We start from the raw sequence: 23602 nt of genomic DNA on the forward strand, positions 1-23602 counted from the left end.
TTTCACGTTGACGGTTCACGAATCCCGTACTTCCTCATCTTGTAGGCCACCTGCCGCGGGGTGAGGCCCAGCCCCCGGGCCGCCCGCGCCTGCACCCAGCCGGCCTGCGCCAGGGCCTCCACGAGCCGGCGGCGCTCCAGGGCCTGCACGCTCTGGCCCAGCGACCCCCCGGACGGCTCGCTCCCCCCGGGCTCCCGGCCCCCTTGCGTCACCTGCCACAGGTCCGCAAAGTAGCCCCGCAGGGAGGAGGGCAGCCGCTCCAGCGTCACCCACTCCTGGCCCGGCTCGGCCATCACCACCAGCCGCTCCACACAGTTTTGCAGCTCCCGCACGTTGCCGGGCCAGTGATAGCGGGCCATCAGGGCCAGCAGCTCCGGCCCCAGCCGGACCCGCCGCCGATTCTCCCGGTTGAACCGCGCCAGGAAGTGCGCGATGAGCAGGGGCACGTCCCCCGCCCGCTCCCGCAGCGGCGGCAGCGTGACCGGCACGACGTTGAGCCGGTAATAAAGGTCCTCCCGGAAGGTCCCGGCCCGCACCAGCGCCTCCAGATCCCGGTGCGTGGCCGAGATCACCCGTACGTCCACCTGGATGGGCCTCGTGCCCCCCACCCGCTCGAAGCACCGGTCCTGGAGCACGCGCAGGAGCTTGACCTGGGTCGCCGGCGGAATGTCGCCGATCTCGTCCAGGAACAGGGTCCCCCCGTCCGCCAACTCGAACCGCCCCTTGCGGCTCTCCACCGCTCCGGTAAAGGCCCCCCGTTCGTGCCCGAACAGCTCGCTCTCCAACAGCGTCTCGGTCAGCGCCGCACAATGGAGCCGCACGAACGGGCCCCGGGCCCGGGGACTCTCCAGATGGATCGCTTTCGCCACCAGTTCCTTGCCGGTGCCGCTCTCCCCGCGCAGCAGCACGGTGGCCGGACTGTGACTCACGCGCCGGATGGCCTCGTAGACTTGCCGCATCGCCTCGCTCTGCCCGACGAGGCTCGCATGGAGCCCGCCGCCCGCGCTCCCACAGGCGCCGCCGCCCGCCGCCCCTGCCGGTTCCTGGCTCAGATCCCCCCGGGCCCGCAGGCACCGCAGGCGCGCGCGGACCAAGTCCAGCCCCTCCTCCAGCCGGGCCTGCACGGGCCCCGGCTTGGTCAAGGCGGCCGCGATCGCTTCCAGCACCGTCCACTCCTGCAGCACCTGCTCCTCCACCACATCCGCCACACGCATGGGCGACCGCCGTGCCTCTCCGTGCTCTCCGTCAGCCCGCGAACCAAAAAAAGGCGCCAGGATTCCGGAGCAGGAGCCCGCCCGCAGGCGACTCCCACCCGGTCCTGGCGCCGTTGCCACGGGAGGGGACCCGACGCCGTTGTCGGGCCCCCTCCGTCTTGGACCTGCCCCGTCTGGCCACCCCGTCGCGGCCGGCCGGACGCGGCTCCTTACACGTCGTAGTACAGCATGAACTCGTACGGATGCGGCCGCAGCCGGAGCTGGTCAATCTCCCGGCCCCGCTTGTAGCCGATCCAGGCCTCGAGCAGCTCCTCGGAGAACACCCCGCCCTTGAGCAGGAACTGATGGTCCTTCTCCAGGTGCCGGAGCGCCTCGTCCAGGCTCCCCGGCATGGTCGGAATCCGGGCCGCCTCCTTCGGCTCCAGATCGTAGAGGTCCTTGTCCATCGGCTCGCCCGGATCCAGCTTGTTCTCGATCCCGTCCAGCCCCGCCATGAGCATGGCCGCGAAGGCCAAGTAGGGGTTGCAGGCCGGATCGGGAAACCGCACCTCGATCCGCTTGGCCTTGGGGCTCGGCGAGTACATCGGAATCCGGATGCCGGCCGACCGGTTGCGGCTCGAATAGGCCAGCAGCACCGGCGCCTCGAACCCCGGCGTCAGCCGCTTGTAGGAGTTCGTCGTCGGGTTCGTGAACGCGGCCAGGGCCGGGGCGTGCTTGAGAATCCCCCCGATGTAATAGAGGCAGGTCTGGGAGACCCCCGCATACTCCTTGCCGGCGAACAGCGGCTTGCCTTCCTTCCAGATGCTCTGGTGCGTGTGCATGCCGGAGCCGTTGTCGCCGAAGATCGGCTTCGGCATGAACGTCACGGTCTTGCCGTACCGCCGCGCCACGTTCTTGACGATGTACTTGTACAGCAGCATCTTGTCGGCCATCTTCACCAGCGAGTCGAACCGCAGGTCGATCTCGGCCTGGCCCGCCGTGGCCACCTCGTGGTGGTGCTTCTCGATCGGGATGCCCGCCTTCTGCATCTCCAGGATCATCTCGCTGCGGAGGTCCTGCTGGGTGTCCACCGGCGCCACCGGGAAGTAGCCCTCCTTGTGGCGGATCTTGTTCCCCAGGTTCGGCCCCTCCTTGCCCGCGTTCCAGACCGCCTCGTCCGAATCGATGGCGTAGGAGCCGCTGTGGCTGGTCTGGTCGTACCGGGCCTGGTCGAAGATGAAAAACTCCGCCTCCGGCCCCCAGTAGGAAACGTCGCCGAGCTTCGTGCTCTTCAGGTACCGCTCGGCCTGCTGCGCGATGTGCCGCGGGTCCCGGTCGTAGGGCTCCCGCGTGATCGGGTCCACCACCGTGCAGACCAGGCTGAGCGTGGGCACCGCGGCGAAGGGATCCAGACAGGCGGTGGCCGGGTCCGGCACCGCCAGCATGTCGCTGTTGTGGATCGCCTTCCAGCCCCGGATCGAGGAGCCGTCGAACCCGGACCCGTCCTTGAACAGGTCTTCGCTCATCTCCTCGACCGGCAGCGAAAAGTGCTGCCAGGTGCCCAGCAGGTCCACGAACTTCAGGTCCACGACCTGCACCTTGTGCTTCTTGGCCAACTCCAACACGTCCCGGGGATTCATTCCACGCCTCCTTTCCTCATCCACCTAATCATTGAGATGACATGGCCCATGAGTTGCGCTCCTGGGAACCAGCCGGCTCGCCCAGGAAGCGATCGATCCTGTCCTTGATCGTCACGCGGACGGTCTCCAGGCGTCCGTGATCTTCGACCTTCCGCCCGTCGAGATCCGTCACGTAGAACACGTCGGCGACCTGATCCAGCCGCGTGGAGATCCGCGCGGCGTGCACCGACAGCCCCAGTTCGAAGATCGCATGGGTGATCACGTACAGCAAGCCCTGCCGGTCGTCTGCGAACACGTCCAGGATCGTGAACCGGTCCGAGGTCTCGTTGTCCACCTGGACCTCCGTCGGCTGGCGGTTGGCCGGCAGTCGCCTGGTCGCAGGAAGCCGGCTGCTGTTGGCCACCAGGTCCTCCACCCGCTCCTCGCCCTTGAGGACCGCCACGATCATCCGGGCAATGTCGGCCCGCCGCGAAGGCGGAGGGGCCCCGGTGTAGTCCGCGTCGCTCACCTGGAACGTGTCCACGACGACCCCGTCCTTCCGCGTGACGATCCGCGCATCGAGGACCTGGAGCCCCTTGGCGGCCATGACGCCCGCGATCTTCGAGAAAATGCCCGGCACCAGGCTGTCGAACGTCACCACCGTATATTCGCAGGCTCCCAGCCCTTCGTCGAAGTGATCCTCGACCAAGACCTCGTCCGGCTGCAGGCGTCTCACCGCCGCCAGATGCGCGGCCATCCGCCTGGGCAAGGTTCCGTGCACGTATCGCTGCGGGAACTGGGCCATCTGGGACTCGATCCAGGCCAGGTCCATCGGACCGGCCCCCGCCGGCCCGGCTTCGCGCGCCACCTCCCCGGCCAGCCGCTTCATCCGCTCGAGCCCGACCGCCGCATCCCGTTCGCCGGATACCTCCGGCAGCGTCCGCAGGTAGAGCTCGATCAAAAGAGACTCCTTCCACTTGGTCAGGACGCCAGGCCCCACCGCCGCGATGTCCGCCGCGGTCAGGACGAGCAGTTTGCGGAGCACCTCCGGCGTCGCAACCGCCCGGGCGAACGTCAGGAGAACCTTCTCGTCGTAGGGGTCTCGCCGGAAGGCCGTGTGGGCCATGAGCAGGTGCCGATGCACCAGGAAGATCAGGGTCCTCGTCTCCTGCTCGTCGAACCCCAGCCGGACCGCTGCCTCCTCGGCGATGGCCTTCCCGACTTCACTGTGGTCCTCCTCCCGACCCTTTCCCAGGTCGTGCAACAAGATCGCCAGGTGCAGAAGGTCCTTGCGCTGGATCTCCCGGTACACTTCGCCGAGCACGCCCTGGTCCCCCGCCAGATCCTCGGCCTTGGCCACCGCGAGCAGGCTGTGCTCGTCCACCGTGTACTTGTGGTACTGGTTGAACTGCATCAGCCCCCGCACCGTAGCGAAGACCGGGATGAGCTTCTCCAACAAGTGCGCCCGGTGCATGGCGGCGAGCGTCTCGGCCACCGCGCCGGGTCCCGCAAGGATCTTGCAGAAGACCCGGCTCACCTCCGGAGCCCGGAAGGCCTCGATCGAGACGCTGTCCACGTGCCGATGGATCTCCTCGAGCAGCTCGGTGTCGATCGCCAGACGCCGGGACCCGGCCAGCTCGAACAGACGCAGGAGCAGCTCCGGACTGTCCAGGACCCGGCTTCGCTGGTCCATCGGCACCGTCAGCCGCCGACCGGACGCCTGGAAGTGGCCGTCGATCCTCCTGGACGGCAACAGGCCGGCCAGCCTCTGCCAGACCGGCACGCGGCGGCAGCGGTCCACGAACCGGACGGAGGTCTCGTGGAGGCCCATCGTGTGCCGGTAGTACCGCTGCATGAACTGCTCGACCGCCAGGAGGTGCGGCCGGTCTTTGAAGCCGAACTGCTCGGCCAGCCGGACCTGCTCGTCGAACGTGAGGATCTCCTGCGCCATGCCGGCATGGACGTGCATGAGGGCCCGAACGCGCCACAGGAACTCGCGGGCCTCCACGAGGGCCTGATAGTCTCGGCGGGAGAGGATGCCCCGGTCGGCCAGATCCTGGAGCGTGGCGGCCTGGTAGCGGGCCATCCCCGCCCACTGGAGCACGTGCAGGTCCCGCAAGCCGCCCTTGCTCTTCTTCACGTTGGGCTCCAGAAGGTAGACCGTCTCTCCGAACTTCTCGTACTCGCGACGGCGCTCCTCCAGCTTCTGCTCGATGAACCGGTCCGTTCCCCTCCCGACCACCTGGCGAAAGTACCGGCGGTGAAACGCCTGGAACAACTGGGGGCTGCCGGCGAGGAACCGCGCCTCCATCATGGATGTGCGGATCGTCAAGTCGTCAGCTGCCAGCTCCACGCAATCCTGGATGGTGCGCACGCTGTGACCGACTTGGAACCCGAGGTCCCACAGGTGATGCAGCACGTCCTTGGCCAAGCCGGAGGCGGCCTGGGCGGCATCCGGACGATAGAGGAGCATCACGTCGATGTCGGAGTGGGGCGCCAGCTCACGACGGCCGTAGCCGCCCAGGGCCACGAGGCAGCACTGTTGGGTTCCCGCGGCCTGCGCCTCCTCGTCCCCGCTCCGGACCGCGTTGCGGTAGCGGCCGATGATCAACCCGTCCACCAGCTCGGTGAGGGCCGCCATCACCTCGGCCCCCGAGGCCCCGTCCAGCAGCCGCTGGTGGATCGCCCGCCGCTGCTCGGCGAGCAGGGTCGCGGCGGAGCGGCCCTCGCCCAGAAGGCCCACCGCGGACCGGTTGTCGGCCGTCACGGTCACAGCGCGCTTTCCCCCGTTTCACCGGTGCGGATCCGGACCGCCGCATTCAGATCCCGCACGAAGATCTTGCCGTCCCCGATGCTGCCCGTCTTGGCCGTGCGCGTGATGGTCTCGATCACGCGGGGAACCTGGCTGTCCGTCACCGCCACCTCTATCTTGACCTTCGGCACAAACTCGATCGTGTACTCGGTGCCCCGATAGGTCTCCTTGTGCCCCTTCTGCCGGCCGAATCCCTTGACTTCGGTCACGGTCATGCCCTGGACGCCGATCTCCAACAGGGCGTCCTTGACCTCATCCAATTTGAACGGCTTGATGATCGCCTCGACGAGTTTCATATGGTCTCCCTGTATGCTGTCATCCCGCCCCGCGCCCGATGCCCCGAGCCCCGCGCCCCGGCTGCTTATGAGTACGCCCGCTCGTTGTGCTGACTGAGATCCAGGCCGGTGGACTCCTGCTCCGGCGGAACCCGCAGCCCGATCACCCCGTCGACCAGCTTGAGGAGCACAAAGGTGCCGATGAAGGCAAACGCGACCACCGCGAAGACCGTCAGCGCTTGGATCCCGAAGAGGGCGGAGTTTCCGAAAAAGAGCCCGTCCACCCCGGCTGGATTCACGGCCTTGGAGGCGAAGAGGCCCGCCGCCAGAATTCCGACGATCCCGGCCGCCCCGTGGATCCCGACGACGTCGAGGGCGTCATCATAGCCGATCCTCCCTTTCCAAACAATGGCGTAGTAACACAGGATTCCGGCCGTCCCGCCGATCAGCAGGGCGGCCAGGGGACCGATGAAACCGGCGCCGGCGGTGGAGCTGGCCATTCCCGCCACCGCCCCGGTCGCGGCTCCCAGCACCGTGGGCTTGCCCCGGTGCATCCATTCCACGGTCATCCAGCTCAGGACCGCGGCCGCCGCCGCCAGATGGGTCGAGACCACCGCACCGACCGCCGCCGCGTTGGCGCCTCGCGCGCTCCCCCCGTTGAAGCCGAACCAACCGAACCACAGGATCCCCGTGCCCAGCATCACCAGGGGCAGGTTGTGAGGAGGCATGTAGTCCGTCCGCCAGCCCCGACGCTTGCCCACGACCAGGGCGCAGGCCAGGGCCGCGGCGCCCGAGCTCGTGTGCACGACGGCTCCGCCGGCGAAGTCCACGGCCCCCATCTTGCCCAGCCACCCCCCGCCCCAGAGCCAGTGCGCGAGCGGGCTGTAGATGAAGATCGACCAGAGGACCGTGAACAACAGCAGGGCGCTGAATCGGACCCGCTCGGCGAAGGCGCCGGCGATCAGGGCCGGAGTGAAGGCGGCGAACAGCAACTGAAAAACCATGAAGAGCCCGTGGGGCACCGTGGGCGCATAGGCCGGATGGGGGGCGGCCCCGACCCCGGCCAGCCCCGCCCAGTCGAGGCTGCCGACCACCCCGCCCTTGTCCGGCCCGAACGCGAGGCTGTAGCCGAACAGGGCCCAGATGACGCTGACCAGGCAGAGGATGACGAAGGTCTGCATGATCGTGCCGAGCACGTTCTTGCTCCGCACCAGCCCTCCGTAGAACAGGGCCAACCCGGGCGCAACCATGGCGAGGACGAGCGCCGAGGCGGCCAGCATCCAGGCCGTGTCGCCGCTGTTGATCCCGGAAGCCGGCGGAGCCGGCGTGCCCTGCTCCGCCCAGGCCTCCCCCGCCGTCACGGCTAGGCACAGGGCCGCCCACGCCCATCCAGTCCGACTCCCGCGTCCTTTGCGTCTCGTTGGCGTCACCGTCCCCTCCTCCCCCCGGATGGTGTGGGCGCTCCTCAGACGTTCCGATAACCGTTCGTGATCGGCATCCGCCGATCTTTGCCGAAGGCCCGGTGGGTGATCTTGATTCCGATCGGCGCCTGTCGCCGCTTGTACTCGCTGCGATCCACCATGGCGATCACGCGCGTCACCGTGCCCCGGTCGAACCCCATCGCGACGATCTCTTCCGGCGACCGGTCCTCCTCCACGTACGCCTTCAGGATCGGATCGAGGATCGCATAGGGCGGCAGCGTATCCTCGTCCCGCTGGTTCGGCTTGAGCTCCGCCGACGGAGCCCGATCCAGAATCCGTTTGGGAATGACCGGCTGGGAGGCGGCCCGGTTCCGCAACCGCGCCAGATCGTACACCATCGTCTTGGGCACGTCCTTGATCACGGCGAAGCCGCCGGCCATGTCTCCGTACAGCGTCGCATAGCCCACGCTCATCTCGCTCTTGTTCCCGGTCGTCAGGACCAAGTGTCCGAACTTGTTGGAGATGGCCATCAGGATGTTGCCCCTGATGCGCGCCTGGATGTTTTCTTCCGTCGCATCCGGCTTCCGCTGGGCAAACACCCCGGCCAACGTGCGGAGGTAGGACCGGAACGTGCCCGTGATCGGGATCGTGCACTGCTCGATCCCCAGGCGGCGAACCAGCTCCGCCACGTCCTCCCGGCTCTCGCGCGACGTGTAGGGCGAAGGCATGAAGGCCCCCAGAACATGGGCCGGCCCCAGGGCATCCACCGCGACCACGGCGGTCAGGGCCGAGTCCACCCCGCCGCTCAACCCGATGACGACCTGCTTGAATCCGTTCTTCCGGACATAGTCCCGCACGCCCAGCACGAGCGCCTCGTAGACCTCTTCCAACGGACTTATCGGGGCTTCACTGTGGGGCACGAGCCCGGGGCGCGGCCTGGCCGCGGGAGCGTCGGAGACGACGATCCGCTCGATGGACGCGGCGGCCCTTCCGGCCGGCCATTTTCTCCTTCCGTGCAGGCTGGTTCTGGCCACGGCCGACACGTTCAGGTCGGCCACCAGCAGGTCCTCTTCAAACGCCTTGCCGCGCAAGACTACCTCGCCGGTCTGGTCTAGGATCAGGCTGTTCCCGTCGAAGACCAACTCGTCCTGCCCGCCCACCGTGTTGGTATAGGTCACGATCACGCCGTTCTCGCGCGCCCTGGTCGCCAGCATCTGCTCGCGGAACCGGCTCTTACCCACGTGGAAGGGCGAGGCGTTGATGTTCACGATCACCTCGGCCCCGGCCGCGGCCTGCATCCTGGTCGGCCCCTCCGGAAACCAGATGTCCTCGCAGATGTTCACGCCCAGCACGGTCCCGTTCAGAACGATGAGCGGTACCCTGCGGCCCTGGTGAAAATACCGGCTTTCGTCGAACACTCCGTAGTTGGGCAGGAACATCTTGCAATAGGTGGCGACCAGCCGCCGATCGGCGATGACGGCCGCCGCATTGTACAGCTCGTGCCGGCCTGCCGGCACGACCATGGGATGGCCCGGCTTGGGCTCCGCCATGGCACCCTCGGCCACGTAACCGACGACGGCGGACGTGTCGCGGCACCTGGCCACCACTTCCTCCAGCGCCCGTCTCGTATCCTCCAGAAACCTGGGCTTGAGCAGGAGGTCCTCCGGCGGATAGCCGGTGATGGCCAGCTCGGGGAACGCGACGAGATCCGCCCTCGCCTTCCTGGCCTCCCGCAGCCAATCCGCAATCCGGCGGACGTTGCCGCTCAGGTCCCCCACGGTGGGGTTCATCTGGACCATGGCGATGCGGAACGTGCGCACGCGCCGTCACCCTCTTCAGCGCTCACAACCCCGGATCAAAGGCAAAAAAAAACGCCCTCGCCCCACCGACTCTCTTCGGGGGCTGAGGACGTCGTCGTCCGTCATCCGGCCTGCTCTGCCGGGCTCACTTCCAATGGGGAAACGTCGTTGTCTCCCTACGCAATTGAACGACCTTGTATCATCGGCCAGCCCGACCTGTCAAGCCCTTTTTCGGTCGACCTGCCGTTCGATGCCGATCGCCAGGATCACGGCTTCGGCGATCTCGCGCATGGATTTCCTGGTGTCCATGCTCTGGCGCTGCATCAGGCGGAAGGCGTCTTCTTCCGAGATGCCCTTGGCTTGCATGAGGCAGCCCTTGGCCCGCTCCACCAGCTTCCTGACCTCGAGGGCCTCCTGCATCTCGAAGGACTTCTCCACGAGCTTGGCGTTCTCGATCGCGATGGCCGCCTGGTTGGCCACGGCCTGCAGGACCTTGATCTCCTCGGCGGTGAAGGTGTGGGGCACGGAAGTGTAACTGTTGATGACCCCGACCGCCCGGTCACGGATGAGCATCGGGACCGACACCAGCGAGCAGAGCCCCTCCTTGCGGGCGATCTCCGGGTACATGTAGTCCCGCTCCTTGGTGACGTCCGGCACGATGATGGGACGGCGCTCCTGCACGGCCCGGCCGCTGATGCTCTGCCCGACCTTCAGGTTCGGCTTGCGGCGGTATTGCTCGCTCAGGCTCTGCGTGGCCATGATGCGCAGCTCGTCGCTCTCCGGGTCCAGCAGCATAATCGAGCAGATCTTGGAGTTCAGCATCTGCGCGGTCACCGTCACGATCAGTTGCAGGATGTCCTGCAGCAGCCGGTTCGAGGCCACGGTCTCCGAGACCTGCGAGAGCGTGTCCACCTGCACGGCCTTGCGCTTCATCTCGGCGTAGAGCCTGGCGTTTTCGATGGCGCCGCCCACCTGGTTCGCGATCGTCGAGAGTAGGGCCAGCTCGTCGGGCCGATACCGGCGGGGGCGCTTGTGCTGCACGTTGATCACGCCCACGACCTCGTTCTTCGCCATGATCGGCACCGAGACGAAGGCCTGGTACCGGTCCTCGGGCAGGTTGTGGAAGAACTTGAACCGGGGATCGTCGTTGGCGTTGCTGGGGATCACGACCCGCGTGCGCTCGCGCGCCACCCAGCCGGTGATCCCCTCTCCCAGCCCGATCGTGATCCGCCCGATCAGCCGGGGATGGGGATTCTTGGACGCGCGCAGGATCAGCTCCTCCCGGCTCTCGGAGAGCAGGTAGAGCAGGCAGGCGTCGGCCTTGGTGACCTCCACCACCACCTCGACGATGTGCTTGAGCACCGCTTCCAGGTCGAGCGTCCCGCTGATGGACTCGCTGATCCGGTGCAGCACGTCCACCTCGCGGGTCTTCTCCCGCAGGGCCTGCTCGAGCTGTTGGGGTGAGGGCGTCCGCTTGGAAATCATAATGGCTTCCGCCTCCGGCTGCGATGCGTGCGCTGCCGGAACCAGTCCTTGACCGCAGTGCGTTCCAACGGCGCGATCCGGACCGCGCCGACCCGCTCGGGCAGGACGCAGTGGACGAGGCCCTGGGCGACCTTCTTGTCGTGCTGCATCGCGTCCCACAGCTCGGCAAAGGTCACGGGCGGCAGCGCGTCCGGCAGCCCGGCGGCCCGCACCAGCTCCCGCAGGCGGGCCACCACGGCCTCGTCGCACAGGCCCAGGTGCCGGGCCAGGTCCGCTTCCTGCACCATGCCGATCGCGACCGCTTCGCCGTGGATCAGGTTCCGATACCGCCCCAGGGACTCCAGCGCGTGGCCGATGGTATGGCCGTAATTGAGGACGCGCCGTCGGCCGGACTCCCGCTCGTCCTCCGCCACGACCGCCGCCTTGATCTGACAGGAGCGGGTGATCACGTGCGCCACCGGCTCCTCCTCCACCTTCAACAGGCCCTCCATGTGCCGCTCCAGGTAGGCGAAGAACGTCTCATCCTCGATGACCCCGTACTTGATCACCTCGGCCAGCCCGGCCACCCATTCGCGGGCCGGCAGGGTACGGAGCGTCGCCGGATCAATGAGGACGAGCCGCGGCTGGTGGAAGGCCCCGATCAGGTTTTTCCCCAGCGGGTGGTTCACCCCGGTCTTCCCGCCGACGCTGGAGTCCACCTGGGACACCAGCGTGGTCGGGGCTTGAACGAAGGGAATGCCGCGGACGAAGATCGCGGCGGCGAACCCCGCCAGGTCTCCGACGACTCCCCCCCCCAAGGCCAGCAGGACGGATTGGCGCTCGAATTTCCCCCTGACGAGTCCGTCCAGGACCGAGGACACCCAGCGGAGGGTCTTGGCCCGTTCGCCGGCCGGCACCACGACCGTGCGGGTCTCGTAGCCGGCCCTCTTCAGGGAGCGGACGACATCCGGGGCGTACAGCCGGGCGACGGTCCGGTCCGTCACGACCGCCACCTTCCCGGAGAGCCCGAGCGCCCGCAGCCGCGCGCCGGTCTCTTCCAACAAGCCGGCCTTGATCAGGATGTCGTAGCTGCGTTCGGCCAGGGAGACCGTCACGCAACGGGGTTTCGCAGTCACCTCAAGACCTCGCCCACCGATGCCGGAACTCAAGCCGCAGGAAGACTCCTGCCTTCCGGGAGAAGGTCCCCAGCCGGAGGCACGGAGTTCGCCGAGACTCCTATCGGCTTGCTGGGACGGAGTGGAACTGCGGGGATGGTACCACAAGCGGAGCGGAAGCTAAAAGGCTTTCACGTAGGCCTGGTAGGACTCGACGTTCCGCTTCATCTCCTCGAGACTGTCGCCGCCGAACTTTTCGATCATGGCGTTGGCCATCTCGAACGCGATGACCGCCTCCCCGACGACCCCGGCTGCCGGCACCGTACAGATGTCCGACCGCTCGACCGTGGCGTCGAACGGCTCCTTGGTCTGGATGTCCACGCTCTTCTTGGGACTGTAGAGGGTGGAAATGGGCTTCATGGCCACCCGCAGGACGATGGGCTCGCCGTTGGTGATCCCGCCCTCGAGTCCGCCCGCGTTGTTGGTCTTGCGCACGAACCGCCGCTCACCGTGGTCGTAATAGATGTCGTCGTGCACCTCGGAGCCGAACCGGCGTGCCGCCTCGAAGCCCATGCCGATCTCCACGCCCTTCATCGCCTGGATGCTCATGGCCGCCATGGCCAACCTGGCGCTCAGGCGCCGGTCCCACTGGGCGTAGCTCCCTAGCCCGATCGGGGGGTTCGTGACCACGACCTCGAAGACGCCGCCCAGCGTGTCCCCCCGGTGCTTGGCCGTCCTGATCCGCTCGATCATCTGGGCCCCGGCCTCCGGGTCGGGACACCGGACGTCGGAGGATTCGGCCCGCTCGTAGGCGGCGAGGTAGTCCGCCGGGCTCGAGCCTTCCGGCCTCTTGGCCAGGATCCCGCCGATCTCGGTCGTGTAGCTGAGCACCGTCACACCGAACTGCGCCAGCAGGGCCTTGGCGACGCCGCCCACGGCCACGCGGATGGCCGTCTCGCGCGCGCTGGCCTTTTCGAGCACGTTTCGCACGTCCCGATGGCCGTACTTGATCGCCCCAACCAGGTCGGCGTGCCCGGGGCGAGGCCGGGTCACGACCTTTTCCTGGGGCACCGGCCCCGGCTCCGCCGCCATCACCTCTTTCCAATTCTCCCAGTCCTTGTTGGCGACGATCAGCCCGACCGGATTCCCCAGCGTCAACCCCTTGCGGACCCCGCAGGCGAACTCGACGCGGTCCTCCTCGACCCTCATGCGACCGCCCCGCCCGTAGCCCTTTTGACGGCGGGCTAGGTCCCGATTGACGTCCTCCGCCGTCAGGGGCAGGCCGGCCGGCACGCCTTCCAGCACGGCGAGCAGATACTTCCCGTGCGATTCACCCGCATTGAGGTACCGCAGCATAGAAACTTCGCCTCAGCTCTTCAGGATGATCGGCGTGAGGAAGATCAGCAGTTCCTTCTTGGAGATGTTCTCCGTCTTGCTCTTGAACAGCCACCCGATGATCGGAATGCGCGACAGGTAGGGAACGCCGTTCACCGTGTTCGTCTGCACGTCTTCCATGATCCCGCCGATGACCATCGTCTCCCCGTCGCGCACGAGCACCTGGGTGATCGCCTCCCGCTTGGAGATGTTGACGCCCGCATTCGGGTTGCTCGCGGAGCCAGGCGCGTTCCTCGTGGCCCTGACCTTCATCAGGATCTGTTTCGCCGGGTCCTTGGGGTCCCGCGAGGTGATCTGAGGCGTGATCTGGAGCGTCAGCAACGCGTCCACGAACGTGGTCTGGGTTCCCTGGAGCGACGTGGTCTGGTAGGGAATCGATTCCCCCTGCTCGATCTTCGCCTCCCTCTTGTCGAGGGTCGTAATCTTAGGAGCGGCGAGCGTTTTGGTCAAGCCCAAGGATTCGCCCGCGGAGAGCCGCATGTCCAGCAGCGTGCCGGTCGTCTTCCCCAGCGTGATGCCCACCGCCGGGACCGTGAAGCCGGGCGACGCCGGCAGGTTGACGAGGAAGTTCCCCGTCTGCGCCGCGAAGTTGCCCGTGTTCCCGCTAAAGAAGTTGAACACCCGGTCGTTGGGCAGGTTGGTCAGGTTCTGGACCCCCCACTGGACCCCCAGCGACCGGATGTACGTCGTGTCGGCCTGGACGATCCGGGCCTCGATCTGGATCTGGGGCACTTCGATGTCGAGGTCCTCGACGAGCTTGGCAAACGCGGCGATGCGGGACTCCGTATCCTGGATGACCAGGGCGTTCGTAGCCTGGGCCACCTGGACCTGCCCCCTGGCGCTCAGGTACTGACGGAGCGTCTGAAGGAGCTCCTGCGCCTGGACGTTCTTCACATAGACGATCCTGGTGACCAGGTCCTCGGCTTTGACCCTGGACTCCTTGGCCTTGGCCTCCTCGTCCTGCTGCTTGGCGATGTTGGCGAGCGTGTCGATCCAGATGATGTTGCCCTCTTTGATCATGCCCAGGTTGTTCATCTTCAGCAGCATGTCCAGGGCCTGATCCCAAGGGACGTTGATCAGCTTCATCGTCACCTTGGCCTTGACCGCCTCGCCGACGACGATGTTGAGCCCGCTCACGTCGGCCAGCAGCCGCAGCACGTTCGTGATGTCCGCGGCCTGGAAATCCAGCGAGATCCGCCGTCCCACGTAACGGGACTGCCCGATGTCCTCCGACTCGGCGGTTCCCTTGGCCTCCGGCGCCATCTGCGCGAGGCGCGGGCTTTCCTCGATCTGAGCCAGCCGCTCGGGGAACGGCACACGGCCCGCCGGGGCGACCCGGACACGTTCGCCGGCCTGGCCGGTTTCCGCCGATTCGGCTTCCCGCCGGTCAGCTCCGCCGGGACCCGGGTCGGCTCCGGCCAGGGCGGTCAGCCGGATCGCGAGCGAATTGGGGCCCCGCTGCACGGTGTACGAGGACTTTCGCGGCAGGTCGAGCACCACCCGCACCTTCTGAGAATGGTGCCCGACCCGGATTTGCTTGAGGAGCGGATGGTCCACTGGCAAGACCTGCAGGCGAAGCGGAGACGCGACATTGGGCAGATCAACCACCAGACGATCCTGGCTCAGCGGCCGTACGTCATAGGTGAACTCCCCGTCCCCGTGAATGACGACGGTGGCCTCCCGATCCCCCCGCTGGACCTCCACCTTGGTCATGGTCTTCGCCGGTTTCCGGTCCCTGCCAGAAGGTTCCTGTTGAACCACGAGCGACTCGGACGCCGCCGCCTCCGGCCCCTCCCCGGCCTGGACCTTGGCCTTCCCCACGGGAAACTCCACAAAGAGGCGCGTCCCTTCGACCTTGACGGCGGGCTCCACCACCGTCGTCAGCGAGAACACCAGTTGCAGGGCCGGCTTGGGAGCGGCGATCTCGGTGGGAGTCATCTGGAGGACCGGCGGCTTGTTCACCTCCAGACGTTGCAAGTCAGCGCCTTTGGAGAATCCGGGCAACTCCACCGTCACGCTCGACGGAGCCACGCTGCTCGAGACGTCGTAGCTGAACGGACGATCGCTCTCCATCTCGAACCGCAGACGATCCCCCAGATCGACCATCCGGACCCGTTCAAGGGGCCGGACTTCCTGGCCGGAGAATCCGTCGGAAGGATCGGTCGGCTGGTGCACGCAGCCAGCCAAACTCCAAACCGTCAGCGCAACCACGAAAGGAACGACTGTCATGTGGCGGAGCTTCATGGGGCCCGCTCTTTCTCGCGCAGGCGCTTGATGTACTCCCGCACCTGCTTCTTGCCGTAGACGTCCGTATAGTGCTCCTGGACGATCACGGCGCTTTCGGTGATCGCGCTGACCACGCCGTTGTTCGGTCCGATCTTCGTGCCCTTACGCACCGTGTAGCCCTTCCCGTCCGGCGTCTGCACCATGGCCGTGTAGCCGAAGCCGCCCCACACGATCGCGATGACGTTGAGCTCCGTGAGCGGCGCCCGCATCAGCGGGGGCAGATCCAGGTTTTCCTCGCCCGGCTGCTGGCTCTCTATGCCGACCGGCTTGAACGGGTCCCGCCTCTGCGACGGGTCGTAGGAATAGCCGCCCCCGCCGGAGGCGTTGGGCAGGGCCGGATCCTGCGCCGATGGGGCGGCCTGAGGGGCGCTCCCGACCGATGGCGCCGGCGCAGCTTGGTTCGCCTGGGCAACCAGCATGCTGCCTCCCGCATGATCGGCGGACACGCCCATGAGCCAGCCGCTCCCCCACACCAACGCCACCGCCAACCAGCTTGTCCCCCGCCAGAACGGAGTCCCCACTCCCCCTCCTTCGGCCCCGCTCCGTGATCCGATTCCGCCTCTCTCACGGACGCCGTTACTTCTTCGCCGGCGGCGCCGTCTCCTTGCTTTCGGGAGGCGCCGCGAACGCCGTCAGTTCGAATACGGTCTGGATCACCACCCGCTCCCGCTCGACCTTCGGAGATCCCATGCGCAGATCCGCGACGCTCATGATCCGGGGCATCTTGCTGATCCGGTCGAAGAACAACCCGGCCGTATGGTAGCTGCCCGCGACCTCCACGTTCACCGGCATCCGCACGAACAGTTTGGACTGGTCCTGAGCCGGACTGCCCGGCTTCCAGAGTTTGATGTCGAGGCCGAGCCGCACGCCCAGATCCGAGAGCTGCTTGAGCAGCGAGACCGCCTCTTCTTCCGGGGGGAGTCGTTCCTTTTTCTTGTTGAGCTCCTCTTCGAGCTGTTTGCTGGCCGCAATCAATTCCTCCAGGTGCTTGACCTTGATGCTGGTCGCCTGGATCTCCGCGTCCAACCTGCCGATATCCGCCTGCAGGCTGGCAACGAGATCCGACTTCGGCACCGCCACATAGTAATAGAACCCCACGGCAACTCCGGCCACGACGATCGCCAGCAGGGCGACTTTCTGGGCGACCGGCACCGTGCGGAGGACTTCCAGGTTGAGCTTGGGCAGGTCCACGTCATCCCTTCACGGCCAAGTTGAGCTTGAACTGATAGACCGCCGCCTTGCCTTCCGTGCCGGACCGTGTCTCCGCCAGCCGGATCGCGCTGAAATAATTGGTCCGCCGCAGGTTGTTGACGAACTCGACGACGTCGTCGTTGCTCATCGCCCGCCCTTCGAGTTCGACATCGCCCCCCTTGACCTGCAACCTCACGAGCCAGAGCTTGAGCGGCTCCAGGCTCTGACTGACGTAATCCATGACCCGGACCGGGCCGACACGGGCCTTCTCCAGCTGCTCGATGATCCGATTCTTGTCCTCGAGCTGCTTTTTCTTCTGCTCGAAATCCTCGACCTGCTTGACCTTCTCCTTGAGCGCCGTCAGCCGCTTGCCTTTCTCCTGCTTCTCCAGCTGACGGGCTTCGATCTCCCCGTCCAGAACCCCCGAATAGTACCAGCAGCTCGCCAAGGTCAGAAGAATCAGGCCCGCGGCCCCAGCCGCCTCCAGCCGGACATCCCATTGTTTCTGGGCCGCGCGTGCGCGTGGTCCGGGAAGCAGGTTGATTCGGATCATCGATCGCCGATCGTCCGCAGCGCCAATCCGACTCCGACCGCTGCCTGGGGCGCCACGCTGGACAGGAACTCCGGGTCCAATTGCGCGCCGGTCGTATCAACCTGGCTGAAGGGATTGGCCAGTTCGACGGCTACTCCCATGCGATCCCGCAACTGCTGAACCAATCCGGCTACTCTGGCGCATCCTCCGCACAACAGGATCCGGCTCACCTCCAGGTCCGAGTAAATCGACCTGAAGTGGTCGATGGAGCGGGCAATCTCCGTGGCGACTTCCGCGTTGACGTTTTCGATCACGGTGGCGACGGCATCCAGGTCCAGCCCTTCACGGCGCTCCCCCTGCTTGGCCGCCTCCGCCTCCTCGTATGAAACACCCAGGTCTCGCTGGATGGCTTCGGTGTAGCGATTGCCGCCGATGGAAATATCCCGCGTGAACAGCGAGACGTTCCCCTTCAAGATATTGACGTTCATCACGCTGGCGCCGACGTTCACCAACGCCGTGATCTCGTCCGCCCCTGGCGAATAGTTGATCCCGTGCATGTTCTCAATGGCAAAGGCGTCCACGTCCAACACCATCGGGTTCAATCCTGCGCCCTTGACCAATTCAGTCAATTCGTTCACCTTCTCCTTCTTGGCCGCAACCAACAGGACCGACATTTGGGGCTGCCCGTCATCCGACTGCTCCAGCGGGTTCAGAATGTGAAAGTCCAGGTTGACTTCGTTGATGTCGAACGGAATGTATTGCTCGGCGGCGAGCTTGACCTGCCCTTCCAGCTCCTCATCCGGCATCGGGGGGAGCGCGATCTTCTTCACGATGACTGAATGTCCGGAGATGGACATCGCGACGTTCTTCAGCTTCGTCCCGGACTCCTGCAACAACTCCTTGATGACGGTGACGACTCGGGCCGCGTCCATCACCGTCCCGTCCACGATCACTTCGGGCTCCAGCGGCTTCATGCCGAACTTCTGAAGCGCATATTTCCCCTTGTAGCCCTTCATCTGGACCAGCTTGATCGAGCTGGAGCCGATGTCCAAGCCCAGCAGCTGCTTGGACGGTCCGAAAAGCGTTCCGACGTCCATCTCCAGCAGTCTCTTGAACGGCTCGAACACACTCGCCTCCGGTCAAAGCGTTGCGTTCCGGGTTTGAATGATCCGCTTGATCTCCCTGATGTTCTGGTCCGTGTACACCCGCCAATTCCGCCAATCGCGTGACGGACCGGAGATCAAGCCCTCCCGCTCCCATCGGAACAGCGTCGCGCGTGAAACGTCAAAGAGCTTGCACACCTCAATGGTCTTGTAACGCTTCTTCGCCTGCTCAACCATTCGTCTCACGTCTCCAATCCCCGCTGAGGTCCTCGTTCAAGGCATAAACCGCCAATCTATAATGTGCCACCTAAGTATAGTCAGTATAGTTGAGCTGTCAAGCAACAGGCGCATTTCGTGCAGGGCGGAACCGGAGGGTTCACCGAAAGGAGACCTGGTCCGGGGGGGGAGGAACCGGTCGGCCGGTCAACTCTTCTGCAGGTCGCGATGGCGCAACACACTCTCCCGCCCGAGGGCCACGAGCCGTTCACGCAACCTGGCCGCAATGGCCACGGAGCGATGCCGGCCACCGGTGCAGCCGATGGCAATGGTCAGGTAGCTGCGGCGCTCCCGCTCGTAGAGGGGCAAGAGGAGCTTGAGCATGGCTTCGAGCTGATCGAGAAACGCGACGGCATCTGGATCGTCAAGAACATACGCCTGTACGCGCCGGTCCTCCCCGGTCAGCGGCTTCAACTCGTCCACGAAATTCGGATTCCGGAGGAATCGCACGTCAAACAGCAGATCGGCCTCGTAGGGAATGCCGAACTTGAAGCCGAACGTCAGCAGGGAGATGGTCATGGGGTGACTCTCTCCCTGCCGCAGAAAGTGCCTGGCCAACTGATCTTTGAATTCGTGGACCGTAATGTCGGAGGTGTCCACGATCCAGTCGGCCCGTCGCCGGAGATCCTGGAGACGCTCCCGCTCCAGACGGACGCCTTCGAGGACCGGGGACTGCGGGAGAAGCGGGTGCGGCCGGCGTGACTCCGAGAAGCGTCGGACGAGAACTTCGTCGCGGGCATCGAGAAAGATCAGCTCGACGGAGTGGCCGAGGGACTTCAACCGGTCCAGATCGCTCAGCAGGTCCGCAAGGAAACCCCGTTCGCGGATGTCGATGCCCAGCGCGACGCTGCGGACTTCCCCTCCCTGCTGCAAGCACAGCTCGACGAACTTGGGAAGCAGAGGCAGCGGCAGATTGTCCACGCAGAAGAACCCCAGATCCTCACAGCACTTGATCGCGTAAGTCTTCCCGGATCCCGAGAGCCCGCTGATGATCACGAGGCGGAGCGTCTGCATGGGCTGTCCCAGACTAGACCGGCTGGGGGTCGATCAGTTCGGCGTCACCGTTCTCCAGCCGCCTGAGGAGCTGGAGTCGATCGGAGGCGGCGTTGACAAAGATCACGATCGCAGATGGTTGGGAGCCGAGGCGACCGACGGCCTCCGCCACGGTGAGGGAAGGAACCTCCAGCCGCACGCTCTTGATTGGCGCCGATTTGGCGGGCGTCTCGGCTCCGGGGACGACTCGTCTCGCGAAAGGCGAATCGCCTTTGTGTTCGACCAGCTTCTCTTTGTGCTTGCGGATCTGCCGGCTGATCTTGTCGAACAGGTCGTCGATCGACCCGTACATCTCCTTCGTCGAGCTCCTGGCCTGTACGCCCACTCCGTTCAGGTTGAGCACGACCTCGGCCGTGTGCCGGTACTTCTCCACCGCCAGGACGACCTGGGCCCCGCCAAGCTTCAAGCCGTACCGATCCAGCCGCTGCATGCGTGATTCGATGTAGCGTCGCAAGGCCGGCGTGACTTCAACGTGGCGACCGGTGATCCTGACGCGCATAGAAGGGTGCCCGTGAAAGCAACAGGGAGAATGGCTAATAGGGTCGCTTCCGCTGGCTGGCCGACGGGATGTTCACTTCCGCACGATACTTGGCCACGGTCCGCCTGGCGATCATGATGTTGTGGCTGCGGAGGCGCGCCACGATTTCCTGGTCCTTGAGCGGGTGCTGTGCGTCTTCCTCCGCCACCATGCGCCGGATCATGTCCCGCACGGTGACCGAGGACAACATCTCTTCGCTCTGGTCGGCCCGCTGGATCCCCGTGTTGAAGAAGTATTTCAGCTCGAACATCCCTTGCGGGCAGTACACGTACTTGTTCGCGGTCACTCGGCTGACCGTGGATTCGTGCATCCCGATGTCTTCCGCCACCTGCTTCAGCACCAGGGGTTTGAGCTGTTGCACGCCCTTTTCGAAGAACTGCTCCTGAAACTTGACGATGCTCCCCACCACCTTGAGGATGGTCTTGTTGCGCTGCTCGATGCTCCGAATGATCCACTGGGCCCCGCGCAGCTTCTCCTCCAGATAGGCCTTGGTGGCCTCGGATTGATCCTGCTTGCCCACCATCAGCTTCCGGTAGTACGGGCTGATGCGCAATCTCGGCAGCCCGTCATCGTTCAGCAGGACCTCCCATTCGCCCTCGTTCTTGACGACGAACACGTCGGGCACGACCACGTAGTTCTCTGAGGAGAAGTAGGGACGCCCCGGCTTCGGCTCGAGCGCCTCGATCACCTTGGTTGCCTCGAATACCTCCTCGGCCGTCACGCCCAGGGCCTTCGCGATGCGCCCGTAATGTTTCTTCTCCAAGTCCTTCAGATGATTGCTGACGATGGCCTCGATCAGCGACCCCTTGAACGACCGGCTTTGGCGTAAACCGGTCCTCATCGGATCGTTGTCGAGGTGCCCGAGCTGGATGAGCAGGCACTCGCGGAGGTCGCGCGCGCCCACTCCGGTGGGATCGAAGGTCTGGACGTGCCTCAGGACGGTTTCGACCTGCTCCACGGAGGCTTCGGCATCGGCGGCCAACTCTTCGATCGGGGTCCTCAGGTATCCGTCTTCGTCCAAGTTCCCGATGATGACCCGCCCGATTGCCTTCTCAGTCTCGCTCAGGCCCGAGAGCCCCAACTGCCAGAGCAGGTGGTCTTCGAGCGTCATGGGCTTGACGGCGGTCTGGTCGTAGGACGGCAGCTCGTCTTGCCCGGACGAGGGGTACTCGACATCCCCCACGCGCCGATCGGCGTCCAGATAGTCCTCCCACTCTAGGCCATCCGGCCCTTCGGGCTTGGCTTCGTCGGCGTCGCTTCCCTCCTCCTGCTTGCTGTCGGTCTTGCTCTGGTTCCACTCTTCGGCGGACGGCTCGCCTTCCTCCGCGTCGGCCTGCATCTCCTCGAGCAAGGGATTTTCCATCAGGTGCTGCGTCAGCGTCTGCTGGAGTTCCAGACGGGACAGTTGCAGCAGCTTGATGGCTTGCTGCAACTGCGGCGTCATGATCAGCTTCTGCCGCAGGCTTAGATCAAGCCGTAGTTTCATATCCCATCCCTGTGACGTTCCCTGGCGTGCCCGACCCTACAGCCGGAACCGCTCTCCCAGGTAGATGGCCCGGGCCGTTGAACTGTTGACGATGGTCTCCGGAGAGCCGGTCTCCAGGATCTCGCCTTCGTTGATGATGTAAGCCCGGTCCGTGATGGACAGCGTTTCCTGTACGTTGTGGTCCGTGATCAGGATGCCGATCTGCTTCTCCCTCAGGCGCGTGACGATCTGCTGAATGTCCCCCACCGCAATCGGATCGATGCCCGCGAAGGGTTCGTCCAGCAGGAGAAACTGCGGATCGATCACCAGCGCCCTCGTGATCTCCAGCCGGCGCCGCTCCCCGCCGGAAAGGGCGTACGCCCGGCTCTTGCGCAGATGCGTCAGGTCCAGCTCCTTGAGCAGCGCCTCCGCACGATCCGCCTGTTCTTGCGGCGTCAGGTCCAGCATTTCGAGGATCGCACGGATGTTGTCTTCGACCGACAGGCGGCGAAAGACCGAGGACTCTTGGGGCAGATAACCGATGCCCAATCGGGCCCGCTTGAACATCGGCAGATCGGTGATCGCCTGGCCGTTGAGCAAAATCTGTCCGTCGTCTGGCTGGCAGAGCCCGACCATCATGTCAAAGATCGTGGTCTTGCCGGCCCCGTTGGGACCCAGGAGACCGACCACCTCGCCAGCCCCGACGTCCAGGCTGACGCCCTTGACCACCTGGCGCCCCTTGAAGCTCTTCCGCAGGCCCTTGGCTTCCAGTCGCTGCAGAGAGGGCGCGGCCGCCAGAGTCAGAGGGGCCGCCGCTTCGCAGCCGATGACCGCCCCCTTCCGCCTCACCGGCCGCCTCCCGGCTCCTGATCGATCTGAACGCGGGTTTCCCCTTCCACAACGCTCCGTTCCTCGGCCAGGTACATGGTGATGACCTTCCCGCTCACCTTGGTTCCCTTTTGCCAGGCGACCGGCTCACCGGTCAAGACGATCTTCTCCTCGCTCTCGTAGTATACGGCCTTCTGGCAGGTCGCCCGGCCGTCGTCCTTCTCAATCCGCACGTGTCCCATGGCCTCGATCAGGTTGATCGCGCGGTTCCCTGGCATCCCCGCTCCGCCATTGCCCTTGGCGCCCGGTTGCGCCTCGCCGGCCTTGCCGCTCGAACTCTGTTGCTCGCTTGGCTTGAACAGCACCACCATCTCGTCGGAGTAGACGGTCAGGGTTCCTTTCGTGAGCACGACCGTCCCCTCGAAGATCGCCTTGCTCTCCTGGTTCCGCACCGTCATCTTCTTGGCCGTGATCGTGGTGCGCTCACCGTCCGCCGAAGCCGGAACGGCCTGGCCGCCCCAGACCGGCTGCGCCAGGAGACCCGGGAAGCCCAAGAGGCAAGCTGCGAATAAGCTGATTGGGCTATTGGCTGATTTCCGCACGGACATTGTCAAGAATCCTGAACTCCTCTCTATCGAGCTTCCCGACAAGCCCTTGCCCCTTGATCTCCAGCCCGTGACCGAATATCGTCACGGGATCGCTGGTGCTGATCTCCCGCTTCTCATCGGTCCAGGCAATGTGGTTGGTGCTGATCGTGTAGCCGCTCTCCAGCCGGACGTTGATGGGGGCCGAGCGATTCGCGAGCACGAAGTCCTTCCTGGCGATGTCGATCGTGCCTTCATCCCCCTCGAGCCTCATCTCCCGCCCCTTCGCTCCGTAGAGCGTCACCTGCACACGGTCCAGCACCGCCCGCTTTTCCGTCTCGAACATGTGGGCCCGTTGCGCGAGCACTTCCCACTGAACGGTCCCGGCCCGTGATTGGATGTACTTGAACTGATCAATGCCGGCATCGGACTGGCTTAGCGGGCCCTGGCTGGCAGAGGTTGGAGGGGGAACCGATTCGACGCGGGTCGCGAGAAGGTAGATGAGAAAGGAAGCCAGAGCGGCACTGAGGCCGAGCAAACCGCGGCGTACCCAACGCTCCCACATAACTTGCCCAAAATCAATTGATTTGGCACGAGGGTGGACAGGCACGATAATAGCATACGCCAGAAGGGCAAGTAAATAAATGGCGCGC

Annotated in this window: 21 protein-coding genes; all 21 read right to left on the reverse strand. The window is 65.4% G+C overall.

What is annotated here, in order from left to right; all coding sequences use genetic code 11:
* Window positions 1-2: 2 nt before the first annotated feature.
* On the reverse strand, window positions 3-1214 hold the full coding sequence (locus AB1411_00240; GenBank protein MEW6542024.1) for a sigma 54-interacting transcriptional regulator: 1212 nt from the start codon (window positions 1212-1214) through the stop codon (window positions 3-5).
* A gap of 209 nt (window positions 1215-1423) precedes the next feature.
* Window positions 1424-2833 (reverse strand): type I glutamate--ammonia ligase, encoded by a 1410-nt coding sequence (gene glnA / locus AB1411_00245; GenBank protein MEW6542025.1) that lies wholly within the window; start codon window positions 2831-2833, stop codon window positions 1424-1426.
* Between the two features lie 28 nt (window positions 2834-2861).
* A complete protein-coding gene (gene glnD, locus AB1411_00250; GenBank protein MEW6542026.1) occupies window positions 2862-5585 on the reverse strand; it encodes a [protein-PII] uridylyltransferase in 2724 nt (907 codons plus the stop codon).
* Window positions 5582-5920, reverse strand: a complete 339-nt coding sequence (locus tag AB1411_00255) for a P-II family nitrogen regulator (protein MEW6542027.1) — start codon at window positions 5918-5920, stop codon at window positions 5582-5584. Before AB1411_00255 ends, glnD begins: the two co-directional genes overlap by 4 nt.
* Window positions 5921-5985: 65 nt before the next feature.
* Window positions 5986-7329 (reverse strand): ammonium transporter, encoded by a 1344-nt coding sequence (locus AB1411_00260; protein ID MEW6542028.1) that lies wholly within the window; start codon window positions 7327-7329, stop codon window positions 5986-5988.
* Window positions 7330-7364: 35 nt separating this feature from the next.
* Complete coding sequence (locus tag AB1411_00265; protein MEW6542029.1) at window positions 7365-9140, reverse strand: NAD+ synthase; 1776 nt, start codon at window positions 9138-9140, stop codon at window positions 7365-7367.
* Between the two features lie 198 nt (window positions 9141-9338).
* Window positions 9339-10604: a GAF and ANTAR domain-containing protein gene (locus AB1411_00270; protein MEW6542030.1), complete on the reverse strand. Its 1266-nt coding sequence runs from the start codon at window positions 10602-10604 to the stop codon at window positions 9339-9341.
* A complete protein-coding gene (gene aroB, locus AB1411_00275) occupies window positions 10601-11719 on the reverse strand; it encodes a 3-dehydroquinate synthase (protein ID MEW6542031.1) in 1119 nt (372 codons plus the stop codon). The genes AB1411_00270 and aroB overlap by 4 nt, the downstream gene beginning before the upstream one ends.
* A 159-nt stretch (window positions 11720-11878) precedes the next feature.
* Window positions 11879-13054, reverse strand: coding sequence for a chorismate synthase (gene aroC, locus AB1411_00280; GenBank protein MEW6542032.1), 1176 nt, complete (start codon window positions 13052-13054; stop codon window positions 11879-11881).
* A gap of 12 nt (window positions 13055-13066) precedes the next feature.
* Window positions 13067-15322 carry a type IV pilus secretin PilQ gene (gene pilQ, locus AB1411_00285; protein MEW6542033.1) on the reverse strand — a complete coding sequence of 752 codons (2256 nt, stop codon included), beginning with the start codon at window positions 15320-15322 and terminating at the stop codon, window positions 13067-13069.
* Window positions 15323-15333: 11 nt separating this feature from the next.
* Window positions 15334-15900 (reverse strand): pilus assembly protein PilP, encoded by a 567-nt coding sequence (locus tag AB1411_00290; protein ID MEW6542034.1) that lies wholly within the window; start codon window positions 15898-15900, stop codon window positions 15334-15336.
* 55 nt (window positions 15901-15955) lie between these two features.
* Window positions 15956-16570 carry a type 4a pilus biogenesis protein PilO gene (pilO, locus tag AB1411_00295; GenBank protein ID MEW6542035.1) on the reverse strand — a complete coding sequence of 205 codons (615 nt, stop codon included), beginning with the start codon at window positions 16568-16570 and terminating at the stop codon, window positions 15956-15958.
* Between the two features lies 1 nt (window position 16571).
* Window positions 16572-17123 (reverse strand): PilN domain-containing protein, encoded by a 552-nt coding sequence (locus tag AB1411_00300; protein ID MEW6542036.1) that lies wholly within the window; start codon window positions 17121-17123, stop codon window positions 16572-16574.
* On the reverse strand, window positions 17120-18229 hold the full coding sequence (pilM, locus tag AB1411_00305; GenBank protein MEW6542037.1) for a type IV pilus assembly protein PilM: 1110 nt from the start codon (window positions 18227-18229) through the stop codon (window positions 17120-17122). The genes AB1411_00300 and pilM overlap by 4 nt, the downstream gene beginning before the upstream one ends.
* A 12-nt stretch (window positions 18230-18241) precedes the next feature.
* The gene (locus AB1411_00310; GenBank protein MEW6542038.1) at window positions 18242-18442 is read right to left on the reverse strand and encodes a MerR family transcriptional regulator; all 201 of its coding nucleotides are present in this window, start codon (window positions 18440-18442) and stop codon (window positions 18242-18244) included.
* Between the two features lie 186 nt (window positions 18443-18628).
* Window positions 18629-19495 carry an RNase adapter RapZ gene (rapZ, locus tag AB1411_00315; protein ID MEW6542039.1) on the reverse strand — a complete coding sequence of 289 codons (867 nt, stop codon included), beginning with the start codon at window positions 19493-19495 and terminating at the stop codon, window positions 18629-18631.
* 13 nt (window positions 19496-19508) lie between these two features.
* Entirely contained in the window at window positions 19509-20033 is a 525-nt protein-coding gene (raiA, locus tag AB1411_00320; protein ID MEW6542040.1) for a ribosome-associated translation inhibitor RaiA, read from the reverse strand.
* A 34-nt stretch (window positions 20034-20067) separates the two neighbouring features.
* Window positions 20068-21558 (reverse strand): RNA polymerase factor sigma-54, encoded by a 1491-nt coding sequence (gene rpoN / locus AB1411_00325; protein MEW6542041.1) that lies wholly within the window; start codon window positions 21556-21558, stop codon window positions 20068-20070.
* Window positions 21559-21594: 36 nt separating this feature from the next.
* Window positions 21595-22317, reverse strand: coding sequence for an LPS export ABC transporter ATP-binding protein (gene lptB, locus AB1411_00330; GenBank protein ID MEW6542042.1), 723 nt, complete (start codon window positions 22315-22317; stop codon window positions 21595-21597).
* Between the two features lie 65 nt (window positions 22318-22382).
* Window positions 22383-22919: an LptA/OstA family protein gene (locus tag AB1411_00335; protein MEW6542043.1), complete on the reverse strand. Its 537-nt coding sequence runs from the start codon at window positions 22917-22919 to the stop codon at window positions 22383-22385.
* Window positions 22920-22947: 28 nt separating this feature from the next.
* A complete protein-coding gene (gene lptC / locus AB1411_00340) occupies window positions 22948-23514 on the reverse strand; it encodes an LPS export ABC transporter periplasmic protein LptC (protein MEW6542044.1) in 567 nt (188 codons plus the stop codon).
* Window positions 23515-23602: the final 88 nt, after the last annotated feature.

The organism is Nitrospirota bacterium (genome assembly GCA_040757595.1).
Classification (GTDB): Bacteria; Nitrospirota; Nitrospiria; order Nitrospirales; family Nitrospiraceae; genus JBFLWP01.

What these genes read in the sequence shown, in the direction of transcription:
- AB1411_00240 (MEW6542024.1), bottom strand. Translation starts at nt 1,214, where the DNA reads ATGCGTGTGGCGGATGTGGTGGAGGAGCAGGTGCTGCAGGAGTGGACG.
- glnA (MEW6542025.1), bottom strand. Translation starts at nt 2,833, where the DNA reads ATGAATCCCCGGGACGTGTTGGAGTTGGCCAAGAAGCACAAGGTGCAG.
- AB1411_00255 (MEW6542027.1), bottom strand. Translation starts at nt 5,920, where the DNA reads ATGAAACTCGTCGAGGCGATCATCAAGCCGTTCAAATTGGATGAGGTC.
- AB1411_00270 (MEW6542030.1), bottom strand. Translation starts at nt 10,604, where the DNA reads ATGATTTCCAAGCGGACGCCCTCACCCCAACAGCTCGAGCAGGCCCTG.
- aroC (MEW6542032.1), bottom strand. Translation starts at nt 13,054, where the DNA reads ATGCTGCGGTACCTCAATGCGGGTGAATCGCACGGGAAGTATCTGCTC.
- pilQ (MEW6542033.1), bottom strand. Translation starts at nt 15,322, where the DNA reads ATGACAGTCGTTCCTTTCGTGGTTGCGCTGACGGTTTGGAGTTTGGCT.
- AB1411_00300 (MEW6542036.1), bottom strand. Translation starts at nt 17,123, where the DNA reads ATGATCCGAATCAACCTGCTTCCCGGACCACGCGCACGCGCGGCCCAG.
- AB1411_00310 (MEW6542038.1), bottom strand. Translation starts at nt 18,442, where the DNA reads ATGGTTGAGCAGGCGAAGAAGCGTTACAAGACCATTGAGGTGTGCAAG.
- rapZ (MEW6542039.1), bottom strand. Translation starts at nt 19,495, where the DNA reads ATGCAGACGCTCCGCCTCGTGATCATCAGCGGGCTCTCGGGATCCGGG.
- raiA (MEW6542040.1), bottom strand. Translation starts at nt 20,033, where the DNA reads ATGCGCGTCAGGATCACCGGTCGCCACGTTGAAGTCACGCCGGCCTTG.
- rpoN (MEW6542041.1), bottom strand. Translation starts at nt 21,558, where the DNA reads ATGAAACTACGGCTTGATCTAAGCCTGCGGCAGAAGCTGATCATGACG.
- lptC (MEW6542044.1), bottom strand. Translation starts at nt 23,514, where the DNA reads ATGTGGGAGCGTTGGGTACGCCGCGGTTTGCTCGGCCTCAGTGCCGCT.